Origin of the sequence: Wolbachia endosymbiont of Laodelphax striatellus (assembly GCF_007115015.1) — a bacterium.
Lineage (GTDB): Bacteria > Pseudomonadota > Alphaproteobacteria > Rickettsiales > Anaplasmataceae > Wolbachia.
On sequence record NZ_MUIX01000001.1, the window covers coordinates 688,340 to 705,873 of the forward strand.

Consider the following 17,534-nt stretch of genomic DNA (forward strand, 5'->3'; position numbering starts at 1 on the left):
ATTTTCAGTGCATAAGTTCGCAATACTTTTTTCTATACTGTTTGCGGTAATTGCTTACTATTTTAATAATGAAGTAATATTTGAAATAGCAAAGCTATTTAGCGATATATTCATCAGTCTGTTGAAATTGATTAGCTTACCTTTAGTTTTTCTATCTATAGTATCCACAATTTCCGGGCTTAAAGACTCAATTGAAATTAAAGTCTTACTTAAGAAAACACTGTTTTATACGCTGCTCACAACCATTATAGCTGCATTTGTTGCACTGTCTTTCTATTTACTCATGGATCCAGTAAGAAAAAATTTCATAAGTAGCACGATAGAAAGCGTGAGTGATAGCAACCATGATTACTTTTCATACTTAAAATCACTCATTCCATCAAATTTTGTGCAAGTTTTTCTTGAAAATAACGTTATTGGCAGCATATTGATTGCTTTTTTGATGGGTGGAGCTATTATTTCGCTCTCAAAAGAAAAACAAGATATATTACACCAAATATTTTCTGCACTATTTGATACACTTCTTAGAATTGCTCAAGGGTTATTAAAGTTTATTCCTCTTGCTGTATGGTCTTTTATCACATGTTTTTTATACGAGTTAAAAGGTGGCAGCGAATTCCATAGTCTTTTTTGGTATTTTGCTTGCATAATGTCTGCAAATTTCGTGCAAGCATTTGTGATTTTGCCACTACTCATGTGGTATAAAGGTATATCACCAATTCGAACGATGAAGGGAGTTATGCCAGCACTCACACTTGCATTTTTTTCTAAGTCATCTAGTGCAACGCTGCCTACAACTATAGAATGTGTGCAAAATCAGCTAAAGGTACCAAAGAAATTGTCATCTTTTATTCTACCAATATGCACAACAGTCAATATGAATGCGTGTGCTGCATTTATTTTAATCACAGTGATGTTTGTTGCAGAGATGAATGGGCACACATTTTCCTTAAGTGAAATGTTCATATGGATTTTTTTAGCTACAGGAGCTGCAATTGGTAACGCTGGAGTGCCGATGGGGTGCTATTTTATGGCAACTAGTTATTTGGTATCAATGAATGTTCCTTTGTACATTATGGGATTGATTTTACCTATTTATACAATCATTGATATGTTTGAAACTGCAATAAATGTGTGGTCTGATATCTGTATAACGCAGATAATTAATAAAGAATTTCAAACTCAAGAATGATATTAGATAATACAATAATAAAAGAATTTGAAGAGGCTGGTGCGATTTTGCAAGGACATTTTGTACTCTCGTCAGGGCTGCACAGCAACACTTACATACAATGCGCTAAAATTTTTGAAAATCCAAGCAGAGCGATTAAGGTTTGTAAGCTATTGGCAAATAAAATAAGGAAAGAGCTTGTTGAACACATAGACTTAATACTATCTCCTGCAATTGGTGGAATAATCGTGGGTTATGAGATTGGCAGACAGCTTGGAGTCAGAACAATGTTTTGCGAGCGTGTTAACGGTAAGTTTGAATTACGCCGCGGGTTTGAAATTAAACAAGATGAAAAAATATTACTGATTGAAGATGTGATTACCACAGGTAAGTCTTCACTTGAAGCTGTGAAATGTGGAGAAGGGGGGGGAGGCAAAATTGTTGCTGAAGCTTCTTTAATAAAGAGAAATAGTGAAGCAAAACTGCCCTTTCCTGTAATATCTTTGATTGAACTAAATATCAAAAACTATAGCGAGGAAGAACTGCCAAGTGAATTAAAACAATTACCTGTAATGAAACCTGGGAGTAGAGGATATTTAACAAAGTAATCCTATATAGTATATTTTCTCTTCATTTAGCTAAGGTTTATGGGCTTTTTAAATTTCGCCCATAAACCTATTGTGATTAAAAATACACTAAATCTTGGTTTTCACATGTTTCATCTTGTGCAGCAAAAGACAATAATTTTGCGCTCTCAAGAAAACTTTTTGCACTAGCTTCTAAGAGATCAGATTTTACTTCTGTGAGTTCACATGTAATCTGATCTATTTTCCCATTCAAATTTTTATGTGCATCTTCGATTAAATTATTCATTTCATCTTCTAAAAGCTTCCTTACTTCTTTGTTTTGTGAAGTGACAATATAATCTATTTTGCTTGTGATTTCAGGTTTGATAAGGCTTTCAATTTTTTCTTCAGTATATTTTTTTACTTCTTCTTCTACCTGAGTTTTGATTTCTGGCTTTAGCAAATCTGCAACTTCTGGTCCTACTTTTTTCACTGCTTTTTCAGCTGCATTTTTTGCTGCTTTTTCAGCATTTGCTTCTACTGACTTTACTGTCTTATCAATTGAAGTCGATATTTTTTTTTCTATTTGATTAGCTTTTTCGGTAGCTATTTTATTAGCTTTCTCTTCAGCTAAAGTTAGCATTTTTCCTTCTATTTTTTTTACTTCATCTTGAGCTGCTTTTCTAGCTTCTAGTTTTAAATCGTTACCCATTTCAGATATTACTTGTTCTGCAGCTTTCTTTGCTGCTTTATCTACGCCCAACCAGCCTCCTAATGTATCACTCACACCATATGCTAAAGTTTTAGAACTCAATTGACTTTCCGAATTTTGTGGTTCGTTTAGGTGTATTTTCCTTACTGTATTCTGTGTGTCGTAACTTGGTTGATCGTTCCAATTTTTGTAATTGTATTTTACCATAATATACTCCTTGATTTAAAAATAATTCTAATATTAGCATGTGAATATGAACTTTATGTTAATATTAATATAACTGGTTTTCAGTTTAGTGTCCCCCTTCGGGGATTGTCTCGCCTTGAGGCGAAGGACAAATTATAATAGTCGCGTATGCGACGTTATGGGTATAATGCACACTCTAAGTACGATATGAAAGTACACTTGGTATGGATTCCCAAATATCGCAAAAGGGTGCTAATAGGCCAAATTGGTGTTAGAGTTAGGGAGCTGCTAAGGCAGGTTACTATGGAAAATGAGATCCAAATTATCTCAGGCAAAGTTGCAGTAGATCATATTCATATGTTTATATCATATAAACCACAGCAAAGTGTTAGTAAAATTGTACAACTTTTGAAAGGAACAAGTTCAAGGTTGCTGATGCAAGATTTTGCAAGTCTAAGAAAGCACTTTTGGGGCAGGCACCTTTGGGCACGTGGATATTTAGCCGTAAGTTCTGGTACAATCACAGACGAGGTTATACAAGAGTACATATCTACCCAGGAAGGCGAGCCACTTCATGACAATGATCAATTTCAAATTGATTGAAATTTAACCCTTCACCTTGTAGGTGATGGTTGTTGAGTAGTATAAATTTATAGTACCTTTTGAAAAAATTCATGACTTGACGACAAAGAGTATTATATTGGTATCATGACTAACTTGGAAAAGATGAGAGAAAAACTGCAGAACCAAATTAATTACCATAATATCTTATATTATCAAAAAAGTAAGCCAGAGATAAGTGATGCTGAATATGATGAACTGAAAAAAAAGTTAGCTGCAATAGAGCCAGAAGCTTATGCAACACAAGATAGTGTTGGTGCTCCGCCTGATGAGAGATTTTCTAAGGTGGAACATCAAGAACCTATGCTTTCTCTTGAGAATGCTTATGATGAACAAGGTGTAGAAAAATTTTTGTCTAAAATAAAGAGATTTTTAATTGCAGATGAAATAGAGATATTATGTGAGCCAAAAATTGATGGATTGTCATTTTCTGCAATTTATGAAGATGGGAAATTTGTTAAAGCTGCAACTCGAGGTGACGGTTTTGTAGGAGAGGATGTAACTCACAATGTTGCAACAATAAAAGGCTTTCCTAAGTTTTTACAAGATGTGCAAGGAAGACTAGAAGTAAGGGGTGAAATATATATCAGTAACAGCGACTTTTTAAAGTTAAATGAAAATAATGAATTCGCTAATCCTCGAAATGCAGCTGCTGGTTCTTTAAAGCAATTGAATGCGAACATTACAGCAAAAAGGCCTCTTAGATATTTTGCTTATTCTTTAATTGGTGGAATAGAGAAAAGTCAAAGTGAGGTACTAGATAGACTTGAGGAACTTGGCTTTTATGTAAATGAGCATCGCTTCTTAACAAGTAGTTTGAATGGAATGCTAAAGTTCTATAACGAGATCTATGATTATCGTTATAACTTGGATTATGATATCGATGGGATAGTCTATAAAGTGAATGATTTGGTGCTACAAAGTCGTCTGGGAAGTACACACAAAGCGCCACGCTCAGCGCTTGCATATAAATTTTCTGCGGTTTATGCAAAGACAAAGTTAAATAAAATATTTATACAGGTGGGTAGAACGGGGGTTTTAACTCCAGTTGCAGATTTAGTACCAGTCAATATTGGTGGAGTATTAGTTAGCAGAGCAAGTCTACATAACCAAGATGAGATAAAACGTAAAGATATAAGAGAGGGAGATGTTGTAACAATTAAAAGGGCTGGGGATGTAATTCCTCAAATTGTCAAAGTAGATGAAGGTTCTCGTCATGCAAATATGCCTGAATTTGTGTTTCCTGACATATGTCCTGAATGTGGTAGTAAAGTGCAGATTGAAGGAGTTGCAGTAAGATGTCCTAAAGAATTTAATTGCAAGGCTCAAATAGTAGAAAAACTAAAACATTTTGTATCAAAAGATGCATTTGACATTGTTGGCCTTGGTGAAAAACAAATAAAGTTTTTTTATGACCTGGAACTAATAAGACAAATTCCAGACATTTTTATTTTAGAGGAAAGATTAAAAGAGTTTTCCTTAAAAGAGCATCATGGTTGGGGCGAGAAGTCAATAGCTAATCTATTAAGTGCTATACAAAACAGAAGAGTAATCACTCTAGATAGGTTCATATTTTCTTTGGGTATCAGATTTATCGGCCAAGTTGCAGCAGAATTGCTCGCAAATTATTATGTATCTTATGATAACTGGTATAATTCGATGTCATCAAATGATGTTGAGTTGGTAGGTATAGATGGTATAGGAGAAAAAGTAGCTGAATCTTTAAAATCGTTTTTTTCTCAGGAACGTAACATTAAAATGTTAAATGATCTTACTGCATATCTGCAAATTCTTCCCGTGAGCTCCAACTCTAGCGATTCTTTTTTGAATAACAAAATTATAGTGTTTACTGGTAAGCTACGTGCTATGAGCAGAGGGGAGGCAAAAGTAAGAGCTAAAGTTTTAGGGGCAAAGATCAGTTCAAGCCTTTCTACTAAAACTGACTATTTAATTGCAGGAGAAGATCCGGGTTCAAAATATAAAAAAGCAATGGAATTGGGTGTGGAAATTTTAGATGAAGAACAGTGGAACAAATTGTGCTAAACACAACTTAATCTGACGGGAATGAATTAACTGATAGAAGAATTGAAAACTAATATCAGACTCTTATTTAATACAATTGAACACTCCCTGCTCTTTATAAACAGTTATGCAACAAAGCCAGTTAAATAGCTAAGCACCCCTCTAATATATGATTTCTCTTTAACTTTTTCTAAATATGGACTAGGTAATTCTTCCTTATCTACAAATTCGAAATCATCTTTCTCAAGAAACAACTCATGTATTATTTGTGCTAGTATCATAAAGTCTTTCTTTTTAGGGGACTGAACAAAGCCTGGATATTGCTCATCATGTGCAGTTTTTTCATAAACAGATTGAATGAAAGTAGATATTCTTTTTTCTAATTTTCTCAAATTTTTTACCAATTGCTTTTCCCCTGGTAAAGGTATTTGAAGCTTTTTTTGCTTTAATACCTCCTTTTCTGATATGTGACCAGAATCGTTAATAAACTTACGTGTTATTTGCTCTAACCTTTCCAAGTCTATTTCTGTATTATAATAAGAAAGAGCTGGATAATTTTCATCTTGGCACAGCTTATTATGATAATCAGAAGCTTCAATAAACTTATTTACTATTTCTTTTAATTCTTGTAAAGCATTTAGCTTTTGATTGAAATCAAGATATTTTTTCAACTCCATCCACCACTCATATTTAGCAGATTTTTCTTGTTTTTCTATTTTATTTTCTAGCTCTTCTACTACTTTACTATCTGCAAATGCTTTTATATATGTTCCTCGAATAACAGGACAAAAAGTTTGAGAGAATCGTCTGTGACATATATACTCAATAGTCTGAAAACACTCATTTTTTATCGAGTATGTTAGTATATTAACTAAACTCTTTAAAAGAACTTGCTGCCCTTCCGGATTGTTTTTTATATTCTTTTCAACTAAGTTCAACATTTTTTTTATCAGTCGTTTATTATCAATTAATGAGACTATAGCCAAAATTGTTTCGATCTGCCCTACTTTTCTACTAATGATCTGATTAAGATTTTTTTCATTGAGCTTGGCAATATCATTGCTTACAAGTATAAAGGCATTTTTATATATTTCCCGAATAATTGAGAATTGTGAATCAGGGTACTCGCGCCTATTTCTAGTAGGTTTTTGTGTAAAATGTTCGTATAGGTTTGTAACAATTGAAACATCTGGTTTATTTATAGCTTCCCTTAAAGAAAGAACTAACATTTTCTTTAAGTTAGCTTGTTTATCTATATCAATTAAAAGTCTAGGATCACTTTCTACAGCTAATATCTTTTTCCACCATAAAAGTCATAACTTTTTATTAGAACCCAGTTGGGATTAGAAGTCAGTGAAAAGCCAGGAAATAGGGGAGAGTAGACCAGTGGAACTTCCCCTACCAGTCTCTCGCAGAACTGTACATAAACCTCTCAGCTTATACAGCTCCCATTATTTAGCCTTTTTGACCCTAAACCTAGTGTCCAATGATAGAAAATATTTGGAGACCTATCTCTCACCTTTCCTAGAAATTGTCTTGCTAGTCTTCCGTGACTCCTGAGTCTCTTATATTTCCTTTTGACCCACTTTTCTAGATGCCGCTCTACATTCTTTAGAGATTTGTAGACCTCAGTTCTGTAAAATTTGCCATAGTACTGATACCAGCCTCTGACTATTGGATTTACTTTTCCTGATATCTCCTCTAATGTTATATGCGTATTTCGTAGCATTTTCCATGATCTTATGGTTGTAGTAATCTTTTTCTTGGCCTTGTTGCTAATTGCTGGGAGAAATGAAACAAAATGCTTCCCTATTTTATTTCTTGCTAACCTGGGTCTGAATGTGTAACCCAGAAAATCAAAACTTTGTTTAGGAAATTCATCTCTCCTATTGTCATCCTTACAGTACACTATCTGTGTCTTTTTAGGATGTAATTTCAACCTATACTCAGCCAATCTCTCTTCGATCATTACTTTCACAAATCCTGTCTGTTTCTCTGTTCTGCAGTGCACTATCGCATCGTCCACATATCTCTCAAATGGTACCGTCGGATAGTTCTTTTTCATCCATATATCAAACACATGATGCATGAATATATTAGAGATGATTGGGCTAACTGAACCTCCTTGCGGAACTCCTTTATCCCTAACTACTTTACTGCCATCTGCAAGTTGTATAGGGGATTTCATCCACCTTTCAACATATAGTATGACCCATTTGCAGTCTGTGTGTTTCTTGATAGCTTGCAAAACTAATTCGTGATCCAGATTGTCGAAGAACCCTGATATATCAAGGTCTACCACCCAATCGTACTTCCAGCATCTCTTACGCGCTGTATCTACCGCATCCAATGCTGATTTATTCGATCTATAACCATATGAATCCTCATGGAATTTTGGCTCCACTAACGGTTCGAGATACATTGTTGCTGCTGTTTGCGCTATCCTATCTGATACTGAAGGAACACATAAAATTCTTTGTCCTCCTCCCATATCTTTCGGTATTGCTACAGCTTTTACAGGCTCTGGAAAATAACTTCCGGATGACATACGATTCCATAGTTTGTATAGATTATCTTTTAGATTTTCCTCAAACTTTGTTATCGAAACCCCATCTACACCAGCAGCACCTCTATTTTTCGATACTTGTTTATAAGCTCTCCAAATAAGTTTCTTTGGTATATCACAAGACTTTGTTTTATTCATTAACTCCTCCCTTTCGGTTGATAAATAACTAAAACTAAATAACTCAGCTCCTTCGCTCCATTTCCATTACAGAAACTTCTTCACTACTACGAGCTGATCCGCCCCTGTTTTCCGCATCGGTACTCTCATCCTCAGAGATCAGCTCCTTGGATTTCTCCCTTATCATCGAAACGACAGGTTCCCGCAGTTCCACGCAATAGCCCAAAATAGATTCATGCCACCTCTATGCCGGACGCCATCTATCCAGTAAACAAGCTCCCGATAGATTTATCCCAGGTTAAGTCTAACCCCTGGTTTTGACATCATCCAATTCCTTTCGACACTTTATCAGTGGTTCATTTTCATTCATCTCTCTATTTTACACATGACGCATATTTGCGCCTTTTCCATAACGCTCACTACCTTAGCTTTTTACCAAAGCAGCTTATGGTTGTTTGAAGCCTGCTCTTGTAAGCCGGCTCCGAGGGCCCACCCCCGATCTATTGCGTAGCTTTTGCACTTAGTTGCTCTCTTGAACATTCCTGTGTCTCTCGGCACACTAAACTCCGGAAACATATATTCAAAAAATAGAGAGGTTACCCATGAATAAAAATGTAACAGAATTATTTTGCTTTGTAGACGATTTTTGCAAGGCTATAAACAAAAATTTCGCAGAAAAACTCCTGCCAAACAGTAAAAAACCTACCAGAACGCCAGGGATTACGCATTCTGAAATTCTTACTATAATTTTACTTTATCAACAATCTAGATGTGAGGACTTTAAATCTTTCTATACATATTATTTGAAAGCACTACATGGATCTGAGTTTCAAAATTTGCCAACATATAGTAGATTTATTAGGCTAAAATCTAGGGTTTTATGGTATTTAGTGCTCTTGTTAAAGTGGCTTTGTGAGCACTCAAAAATGACCGGAATTTCGTACATAGATGCAACTTCTATCGCTGTTTGCCATCCAAAAAAAATCTCAAGAAACAAAGTTTTCAAAGGATTGGCAAAGCTTGGAAAGACTACATATGGCTGGTTTTTGGGTTTTAAATTGCATATGGTAATTAATGAAAAAGGTGAAATTCAAGGAGTTACAATGACTAAAGGTAACGTTGACGACAGAAAACCAGTACCAAAATTAACTGAAAAACTGACTGGTCTTTTGTTTGGTGATAAGGGCTATATAAAGAAAGAGCTCTTTGCAAAACTCTTCGATAGAGGAATAAAACTCGTTACCAAAGTAAAAAAAGGTATGAAAAACACATTAATGCTTCTTGAAGAAAAGATTTTTTTAAGAAAAAGGTCGATTATTGAAACAGTTTTTGGTTACCTCAAAAACAGACTTGATCTTGAGCATTCAAGACACAGGTCTCCAATTAAATTTCTTGGTGCACATCTTTTCCACATTAGTTTCATATTCTATGAAGACCTAAAAAGCCCTCTATTTCTAGTATTTTACTGTATTGATTAATCCGCAACGTTCGGGGTTTTTCCCCACTTTGTAGAGTATAGAATCAGTACTAAATTTCTTTCTCTATATCATCATATTACGTAAATAGATAAGCGAGTCACTTTGGAAATAATATCAACTGAAACTCCTTCTTTCACTAGATTCTTTGCTACTTCTATTTTCGCTTCTTCTTGACCAATTTTCTCGCTAATATATACAAACCTTACTAAAAGGTAAAATTGAAGTAGCCAAAAACTCACTCAAGGCCGATGTCTCTATTGATGTTATCGCTGAAATCACTGGCCTTTCGGTAGATGAAATTAAACAACTTTAGGAAGAAATAGCATAATATGACCTTTGTAGCTGTTTGTCCACTGTTGTATTATTTAAATAGCTTCTAGGTTTATTATCAACAATGTCGTGAGGTTGAGATTTACTATTCACTATCTGCTGCTCATCAAACATTTTTTCAATATTACCTTTAAAAATACTCAGAAACTTCTCATTTTTCGGATAAGCTTCTTCTACGACTGAATATAATGTACTTGGCATTTTAGAATATCTTTCGTTCCTTACATGACCTTCTATATCTGAATACACTTTAAAAAAGTCAAAATCTTTCACTGATACACCAGATTGTTTAGCTGTTTCTTTAAGTGTCTTTTTAAACTCTTCCATTATATTAAGTGTATCAGCCAGAACTTCTTCATGAGTAGCAGAACAAAACTTAGGCAGAGGATATTTTTTATCTAGGAAACTTTGTAGTAAGAAAAATCCTAAACCAATATTGTTACTGATACAAACTTTACTGCTAAATTGGCTAGTACCAGCTGTATTAGAATAATTTGCTGAGATCTCAGGCAGAGCAATTCTAAACCTACCTATAGAGTTCTTTACCCAACCAAATAAATCATTTATCCACGAAGATGGTCTTGTACTACTACTAACCATTCTACGATTTCTAATGTGCTGCCTGCTATGTTCATGCCTATGTCTATGAGGCTGGTCAGATAACATAACTTCTGTGAAAACATCATTATATACTTGATCTTCATATTCTTTTCTCACAACATCCACATCTCTTGCCGTACTTATTTCCTTATCATAATCCTTTAACACTATTTCTTTATCAGCATATTTTATAGATAACGTTTTCATCTTAGGTGTTGTATAGAATTTATTAAGTGTAATACTGCAAAGATCATCTCTAGTAATAGTCGAGTCAAAAGCATTCGTTATCATTAGATCGTTACTATTACTGCGAACAAATGTATAATTTCCTTCTTTTCTAGGTGTAACAAGCTCAGTACCTTTTTCTACATCTTGACCCATTACCACAATAATTTCTTTATCCTTTTCAAACATTAAAGGTTGTGGTTTTAAACTCCACTGATTATTATCAAAGTTGATTATCATAGGAGCATTTTCTACTATCACATGAGTCTTATTATACCTCTCTACTCCATCTTTTAATCTCACAGTAAAATATTCATCTTTTTGCTTTTCTACTGTTGCTCTTAATAACAAATCATTTTCAAATTTAATTACTTGTAATTCAAAATTGTCTTTTGCTTTTTTTACTACACTTCTTAAATCAATCGTATCTATTGAATTCTCTTCATCAATGTCATGAATAACAACCTCTGGAACGTTATCAATCTCAGAATCAATTACATACACATTTTCACCGCCATTACCTACTAAATGACTCTTATATGCTGGATTATTATGTATTACTTCATGATTTCCACTTCCTATTACCACTGTCTCATTACTTAAAAGTGATTGTATAAAGAATGACATTTTATTTAGTCTATTTGCTATAGGTAAATAGTTCTTGATAATTTCTTCAGCAGATTCATTACTACTTTGTAGCATATACAAATTATCTTTATTACCTATTCTTATTTCACCATTATTTTCTAATCTGTAAGAAGGATTTTCTGAATAGAAGATCGTTACATAAAACTCTTTATCTGACTCAATAAAATTGAATTTTACCTCATGTTTAGTTCTATTGAAAACATTTATATATTTCACATCGATACTTTTTATATCAGCTGGCTCATATGCAAACCAAAATGTATTGGTTACATTAAACCTTTCAGGTTCATAAATAAAACTAAGCTCAGCACTTCCACTACAATTCAATGGTACTAGATAATCAAAGCTTCTTAAATAAACATTCACATTTACAGCTTCTTGAGCAAATTCAGTCAGATCTAAGGTATCTATTCCATCTTCTCCATACAAGAATCCTTCTATAAGATCTCCCTGTAAAACAAATATATCATTCCTATCTCCTCCATAGTATCTCTTAGATCCATCATTCACTACAAATATGTTAGGACTATCCTTAAATCCTCTTGCATAATCTTCACCTTCTCCTAAGTTAATTAGAGTATGTTCTTCTTTCTTATTATTAGACAAACCAACCGCATTTTCACATAAATATGATCCATAACTTGGAGCAGGTTCGTCATTTCCCTGCGAGAAACAAAACAATTTTCCACCACTTGGATTATCTGGCCTTGCTCTACTCCATTTTATATCGGTTCTTTTTCTATCAAGCAGTACTTTACTGTCTAAATCCATTCGAAGTTTAGTTGTGCATTCTTCTTTATACAATGTAACATTAATTCTTCTCATACATAATTCTCCAAATCCAGCACCAACACACTGAAGCACTTGGTATGGTACTGTACGACAAGAACCTAGAAATGATTGACTAGTAGGGAATACATAACTTTGAATATCATTATGCTTCTTTAAATACTCAAATCCTTGCTTAACCAACTGGTTATAAAGTTGTTTTTCCTCCATTAACTCTTCTATATATCCTTCAGGTTGCATACCTATAAATGAACGTAACCCTTCAATAAAATTTTCTCCTCTAGTTAAGTGAATAAGTTGATCAATCTTATCTACTCTCTTTACTGCCGTATAAATATCAGTACCAACAAATACTACAGCTCCAATTCCTGCTCCAATTGGTCCAGTAACACTTGACACTCCTTCTAATACTTCAAAACCTTCAGCAACTTCTATACCAATCTCTGCGCTATCCACTCCAAGATAAATACTATCTCCTATTACGCCAACTAGTGCTTCTTCAGTACCATTTGTAAATGCTTTTACCTGATTTACTAGATCATAAATAACAAACGCAGAAGTACCTCGAGCAAGAAAAGGTGATGCAACCCTTAAAAACCTACCAAGTAATGCCTTTCCTTCTGAGAGTAAATTTAATCCTTTACGAGATGCAGCTTCAGCAACTTTAGCAAACCCTTGACCAACGGCTATAAAACCAAAATTAATTACTACACCTTGATAATCTCCGTTTAAAAAGTCAGCTAAAACATTTTTAGCCATCATTCCATGCATAGTTATGCTAGAGATTTTCTTTACTCTATTTAAATGATTCATAACCTTCTGATTACTGGTGAGTTTATTGATTAAGTCGCAAAACCTACCCGTAACTTCAACTTTATCCGCTAGCTCAATTAGCTGAAAATACTTATCTTCCGGTAAATCTTTTATGTAATGAAGAAACTTTTCACTATCTATTTTAATTTTACTAAAATCTCTTTTTGCATCCTCTTCTGTATTAAATTCATCTACATCTTTCCAAGACAGTTCACATTCCCCAATCTTTACTTCTCTTTTCCTTATTACTGGACTTATACTCGGCAAACATTCTTCAACTTTACCTCTTTGATATATCGCAGAAGCCCTTTCTAACAACTCTTTTGCTCTCTGAACATCACCTGAAGCTAGATACGCAACAGCTAAATCTTCTAAGGCTATAGCTACTTCAAAATGATCTGCTCCATAATGATTCTCTAAAATAGGTAATGCTCTTTCTAACAACCTTTTTACTTCTTGAGCATCACCTAACTCTGCATAGGCGACACTAAGATTTACTAATATTTTAGCTACTTCAACATGATCTCTTGCATAATTTTTCTCTAAAATAGATAAAGCCCTCCCTAGCAACTCTTTTGCTTTCTGAGCATCACCTAAAGCTAGACAATCAGTACCTAAACTTTCTAAAATCATTCCTATTTCAAAATGATCTTCTCCATAGTGCTTCTCTAAAATGGGTAAAGCTCTCTCTAGCAACTCTTTTGCCCCTTGATAATCAACGGAATCTCTATAGACGACACTCAGCTTTACTAACGCTTTAGCTACTTCAAAATGATCTGCTCCGTAATGCTTCTCTAAAATAGGCAAGGCCTTTTCTAGCAACTTTTTTGCTTTTCCATAATTACCTAAAGCCATGTAATTGATACCCTGTCTTGCTCGAGCTATAGCTACCTGAAAATGATTTTCTCCATAATAATTTTCTAAAATAGGCAGCGCCCTTTCTAGTAACTCTTTTGCTCTTTCATAATTACCTGAATTTTCATAATAAGTACTCAGATTTACTAGAGCCATAGCTACTTGAAAATGATCTTCTCCGTAATGACTCTCTAAAATAAGTAAAGCCCTTTCTAGTAATTCCTTTTGTTTCTGATAATCACCTAAAGCTCTATAAGTGATACTAAGATTTACTAATATTTTAGCTACTTGAAAATGATCTCCTCCATAATGATTTTCTAAAATAGGTAAAGCCCTTTCTAGTAAATCTTTTGCTCCTTCATAATCATCTAAAGCTCCATAAGTGCTACTCAGGTCTACTAGTATTTGAGCTACTTCAAAATTCCCTATTCCATAGTGATTTTCTAAAATAGGCAAAGCCCTTTCTATCAACTCCTTTTGTTTCTGATAATCACCTAAAATCCCATAAGGAATACTTAAATTTATTAATATTTGAGCTACTTCAAAATGATCTTTTCCGTGATACTTTTCTAAAATAGGTAAAGCCCTTTCTAGCAATTCTTTTTGTCTTTGAGGACTACTCAAATTAAAATATCCATCATTTATCAATATCAACAAGTTCTTAAGGTAATCTTCTTCTATTTTTTCTTTATTGTGAGGATTCTTTTTTAACCAATTATCTACATTTGATAAAAATACCTCTAAGTGTGGCAATAATTCTCGTTTCTTTAAATAATCTTCTAATTTATCACTACCATAAGGAAAACTTGCTCTGAGTAGCGCGAAAGTCTCTTTCATAACCTCCTCACTCCTACCTTCCTCTGCTAACGCTATCCTTGTTACTTCTTGAACTAATTGATGGGTACTCAACACACTTTGCTTTTGTTCACCATTCACCATAGAATATTTCATAAGTAAACGAACAGCTGACCTTAATTCCTCCTCACTACTCTTTGTCAAACCTGAAAATACTTCTCTACTAATCTTCTCAGGTGCAAGATAAGATATAATATTAAGAACCCTTAAAGCTAATTTTCCATTCTCTCTATAACTTGCTATTTTATCGGTTGTAATCTTCCAAGTTGTAAAAGTTGTTTTGGCATAGTCATTATCAATTCCCCTGAATACTTTGGAATCAAGCAAGTCTTTTGTCTTCTTTTCATATTCCTTTAGATAATCATCTATATCAAATTCTCCTGTGAATTTTTGATCTTCAATATATGATATCGCTTGCTGTATAGCTAAAGGAAAGTGTTGTAACTTTTCTACTAAAGCTTTTATCTTTTCATTTTGAGATTCATCTTCTATACTCAAGCCCTTTTTTACAAATTCTATTGCTTCTTCTGACTTTAATTCGTTTAGATTAATAACTTCTATTCCTCTTTCCCACTCTCGATTACGAGAAGTAATTAAAATATATGGTCTATTACCATCCGGTAATAAATCATGCAGTGGTAAAAATTTATTCAAATAATTACTTTTTTCGGCATCATCAAAAATAAATAAGCTCTTGCTATCACTGAAAAATTTGTGAACCTCTTCTACAATAGCTTGTATATCCTTTTCTTTTCCATCTGTATCTCTTGTATCAATTTTTAGCTTATTCTTTGCTAATCGAGTAAATGATTCAACAAGAGTTACCTCACTCTCAGCATTAATCCATATAACATCGTTATAATAATCTTTGCTATAATCTTGAATATACTGTTTAGCTAGCTCAGTTTTTCCTATTCCCCCTAAACCGCTAATTGAGGTTATTTGTGATATTACTGTTACCTTTTCTGAACTACGTTGTATCTTGTTATGTAGATCAATCAACTCTTCTTCTCTCCCAGTAAATAAATTTACTGGCTTTTTAACATCAAACCAAACAGGTTCCCTTACTTGTTGTCCTGCTACAATTAGACTATGTATTTCATCAAGCTTTTTATCTACTTTCTCGAAGCTTTCTTTACTTTCTTTCCTTCCCTCTTTAATAGAATCTTCTATCTTTTGACTAGCTTGTCGATGTTGACTAATTAACTCACTAAAGACTCTCTTAATCTCATTTTGATTACCTTCTACATAACTTGATAGCTCATCAAAATTCTTAGCTATATAATCCTCTAATTCATTGAAGTTTTTTTCAGCTTCCTCTTTGAAATTTCGTAGTAACTTCTCTTCGACTAACTTCGAATCTTGCTTATTAATCTCATCCAATAATTCACCTTCCCATTTTCCCTCATCTGACTTTAAAATATACCTATACTCTTCTCTAGGAGGATTTTCTTCAATGTATTCTATTGTGAATTTTTTTATCTTCTTTTCTACTTCCCATTTAAAAAGAAGACGATAGCCATATTTGCTAGTATCACTCTTTCCGTCTATTCTTTCGTAGTATTTATCAGCACTACCATCACGCTTTATCGTTACTAATCCCGCTTTATCAAATAATTCTGCCGTATTCCATGAATTTTTACTTTCTAACGTGTGTCCTGGCTTAATATGAGGAAAATTAGTGAAAGTTTGTTTATATTTTTTTGACTTTCCCAAAATAATACCCTTAGTAATTGAGTTAGCCTGAAACTCTTCTTCGGTATTTTCTCTATAGTAATCAATCACTCTGCTTACAGCATCTTCTGCTAATTTTGTCATTGCCCTCTGCCAACTCCCATCTGCTTTAACTTGCACAAATTGGCTCTCAAAACTTTGAAAGATTTCAATACCAGATTTTACTAACTCTTCCCTGACTTTGATCGGATTCGTTTTAAAGATATACAACTGATCTATCAGCTTTTTAAGCTCTGCTCTATTATGCTTAATGCCAATGCCAGATATTGCTAATTGAAGAACGTTAATTCCAACAAGAGAAGATGCCTTTATTTTTGTTATCTCCATTCCTTCTGTTCCACCTTTCCCTGTCCTCATTATCAAATTAGCAAAATCAGCCCATTTACCTGGCTTTCCTTTTTGACTTTCTAGTCTTTCATAATATTCTGATAAAGAGCGTTCATAAATAAATACAAAATCTTCAACAAACTTTCTGAGCTTTTCATGCACTTCCTTTTCCTGTGTAGAAAGTCTTTTTACTTGACCAGAAGATTTTTTTAAATGTTCTTCTAAAGTCTCAATAATCTTTTCCTTATTTGATTGCTTAGCAATATCGAGTGGAGTTTTACCATCCTTATTTTGAATGTTTACATCTATACCAGGCACATTCAAAAGAAGTTTGACAATGTCTTGATGATCTTTGCTTACAGCAACATGTAGTGGTGTATTACCACGATCATTGAGATCAATATCATTAATATTTTGTACTTGAGTAAGTAATCCTTCAATTTCACTAATTTTATTTAGCTGAGGATTACCCGTTCTATGCTCACGTATCGCAAGAAACAACTTAGCAATATTAATATCACTAGGATTATATTGACGCTTTATTCTATTTTTAAGCTGCAAAGATTTCTCTTCTTTCTCTAACTCAACTGATTGTGGATCAATATTTACCTTTGGCATAAAATCCCTCTCTATTTCACATAAAATCTAAGAGCGTATTAGATCTTGTTACATGCTAGTAAATAAAATTGGCAATACAAGTAGTTTTTATATATAATTTAATATTTTATCTTCAGGCTATTTTATTTAAGTTTTTGACTGTTATATATATATTTGGCCTAGCAATACATCCTACTAAAAATTTAAATAAAATAACCATTTCCAATCACCCAAAATCAGCTGTTGTGAGAACAAGTTTTCTTGGAATGCGTTGGTCTACCATGTGTACCATACCAACTTTTCTTTATAATAATTTTACTGT

At 33.6% G+C, this 17,534-nt stretch carries 9 protein-coding genes and 3 pseudogenes; 6 read left to right on the plus strand and 6 right to left on the minus strand.

Features of this window, described 5'->3' with window-relative positions; all coding sequences use genetic code 11:
* Positions 1-7 precede the first annotated feature (7 nt).
* Both BVG17_RS03210 and pyrE read left to right on the plus strand, forming a co-directional pair.
* Positions 8-1,192: a dicarboxylate/amino acid:cation symporter gene (locus tag BVG17_RS03210; protein WP_063630741.1), complete on the plus strand. Its 1,185-nt coding sequence runs from the start codon at positions 8-10 to the stop codon at positions 1,190-1,192.
* Positions 1,189-1,779, plus strand: coding sequence for an orotate phosphoribosyltransferase (gene pyrE / locus BVG17_RS03215; protein WP_063630742.1), 591 nt, complete (start codon positions 1,189-1,191; stop codon positions 1,777-1,779). The genes BVG17_RS03210 and pyrE overlap by 4 nt, the downstream gene beginning before the upstream one ends.
* A 76-nt stretch (positions 1,780-1,855) precedes the next feature.
* Here pyrE and BVG17_RS09520 read toward each other — a convergent pair whose 3' ends face one another.
* Positions 1,856-2,656: a hypothetical protein gene (locus BVG17_RS09520; RefSeq protein ID WP_241654149.1), complete on the minus strand. Its 801-nt coding sequence runs from the start codon at positions 2,654-2,656 to the stop codon at positions 1,856-1,858.
* 147 nt (positions 2,657-2,803) lie between these two features.
* On the opposite strand from BVG17_RS09520, the gene tnpA reads away from it, so the two are divergent.
* Both tnpA and ligA read left to right on the plus strand, forming a co-directional pair.
* Positions 2,804-3,238: an IS200/IS605 family transposase gene (gene tnpA / locus BVG17_RS03230; protein WP_143688839.1), complete on the plus strand. Its 435-nt coding sequence runs from the start codon at positions 2,804-2,806 to the stop codon at positions 3,236-3,238.
* A gap of 105 nt (positions 3,239-3,343) precedes the next feature.
* The gene (ligA, locus tag BVG17_RS03235) at positions 3,344-5,299 is read left to right on the plus strand and encodes an NAD-dependent DNA ligase LigA (protein ID WP_063631174.1); all 1,956 of its coding nucleotides are present in this window, start codon (positions 3,344-3,346) and stop codon (positions 5,297-5,299) included.
* Between the two features lie 104 nt (positions 5,300-5,403).
* Here ligA and BVG17_RS03240 read toward each other — a convergent pair whose 3' ends face one another.
* The 3 genes from BVG17_RS03240 to BVG17_RS09980 form a co-directional block, all read right to left on the minus strand.
* Positions 5,404-6,507, minus strand: coding sequence for a hypothetical protein (locus BVG17_RS03240; protein WP_143688846.1), 1,104 nt, complete (start codon positions 6,505-6,507; stop codon positions 5,404-5,406).
* 203 nt (positions 6,508-6,710) lie between these two features.
* Positions 6,711-7,982: a group II intron reverse transcriptase/maturase gene (gene ltrA, locus BVG17_RS03245; protein WP_143688811.1), complete on the minus strand. Its 1,272-nt coding sequence runs from the start codon at positions 7,980-7,982 to the stop codon at positions 6,711-6,713.
* 43 nt (positions 7,983-8,025) lie between these two features.
* A complete protein-coding gene (locus BVG17_RS09980) occupies positions 8,026-8,148 on the minus strand; it encodes a hypothetical protein (RefSeq protein WP_255446080.1) in 123 nt (40 codons plus the stop codon).
* A 415-nt stretch (positions 8,149-8,563) separates the two neighbouring features.
* Between BVG17_RS09980 and BVG17_RS03250 the strand changes: the two are divergent.
* Positions 8,564-9,435: pseudogene (locus tag BVG17_RS03250) on the plus strand (IS982 family transposase).
* On the opposite strand, the pseudogene BVG17_RS03255 reads toward BVG17_RS03250, so the two are convergent.
* A pseudogene (locus BVG17_RS03255) lies at positions 9,434-9,660 on the minus strand (WO male-killing family protein Wmk); the annotation flags it as partial. The pseudogenes BVG17_RS03250 and BVG17_RS03255 sit on opposite strands and share 2 nt — an antisense overlap.
* Here BVG17_RS03255 and BVG17_RS09525 point away from each other — a divergent pair.
* A pseudogene (locus BVG17_RS09525) lies at positions 9,648-9,752 on the plus strand (Rpn family recombination-promoting nuclease/putative transposase); the annotation flags it as partial. The pseudogenes BVG17_RS03255 and BVG17_RS09525 sit on opposite strands and share 13 nt — an antisense overlap.
* Here BVG17_RS09525 and BVG17_RS03265 read toward each other — a convergent pair.
* Positions 9,749-17,233 (minus strand): tetratricopeptide repeat protein, encoded by a 7,485-nt coding sequence (locus BVG17_RS03265; RefSeq protein WP_143688847.1) that lies wholly within the window; start codon positions 17,231-17,233, stop codon positions 9,749-9,751. The pseudogene BVG17_RS09525 and the gene BVG17_RS03265 sit on opposite strands and share 4 nt — an antisense overlap.
* Positions 17,234-17,534: the final 301 nt, after the last annotated feature.

Bases quoted from the DNA above. Each gene is read 5' to 3' on its own strand.
- pyrE (WP_063630742.1), top strand. From the start codon at position 1,189: ATGATATTAGATAATACAATAATAAAAGAATTTGAAGAGGCTGGTGCG.
- BVG17_RS09520 (WP_241654149.1), bottom strand. From the start codon at position 2,656: ATGGTAAAATACAATTACAAAAATTGGAACGATCAACCAAGTTACGAC.
- tnpA (WP_143688839.1), top strand. From the start codon at position 2,804: ATGCGACGTTATGGGTATAATGCACACTCTAAGTACGATATGAAAGTA.
- ligA (WP_063631174.1), top strand. From the start codon at position 3,344: ATGACTAACTTGGAAAAGATGAGAGAAAAACTGCAGAACCAAATTAAT.
- BVG17_RS03240 (WP_143688846.1), bottom strand. From the start codon at position 6,507: ATGTTAGTTCTTTCTTTAAGGGAAGCTATAAATAAACCAGATGTTTCA.
- ltrA (WP_143688811.1), bottom strand. From the start codon at position 7,982: ATGAATAAAACAAAGTCTTGTGATATACCAAAGAAACTTATTTGGAGA.
- BVG17_RS09980 (WP_255446080.1), bottom strand. From the start codon at position 8,148: ATGATAAGGGAGAAATCCAAGGAGCTGATCTCTGAGGATGAGAGTACC.
- BVG17_RS03265 (WP_143688847.1), bottom strand. From the start codon at position 17,233: ATGCCAAAGGTAAATATTGATCCACAATCAGTTGAGTTAGAGAAAGAA.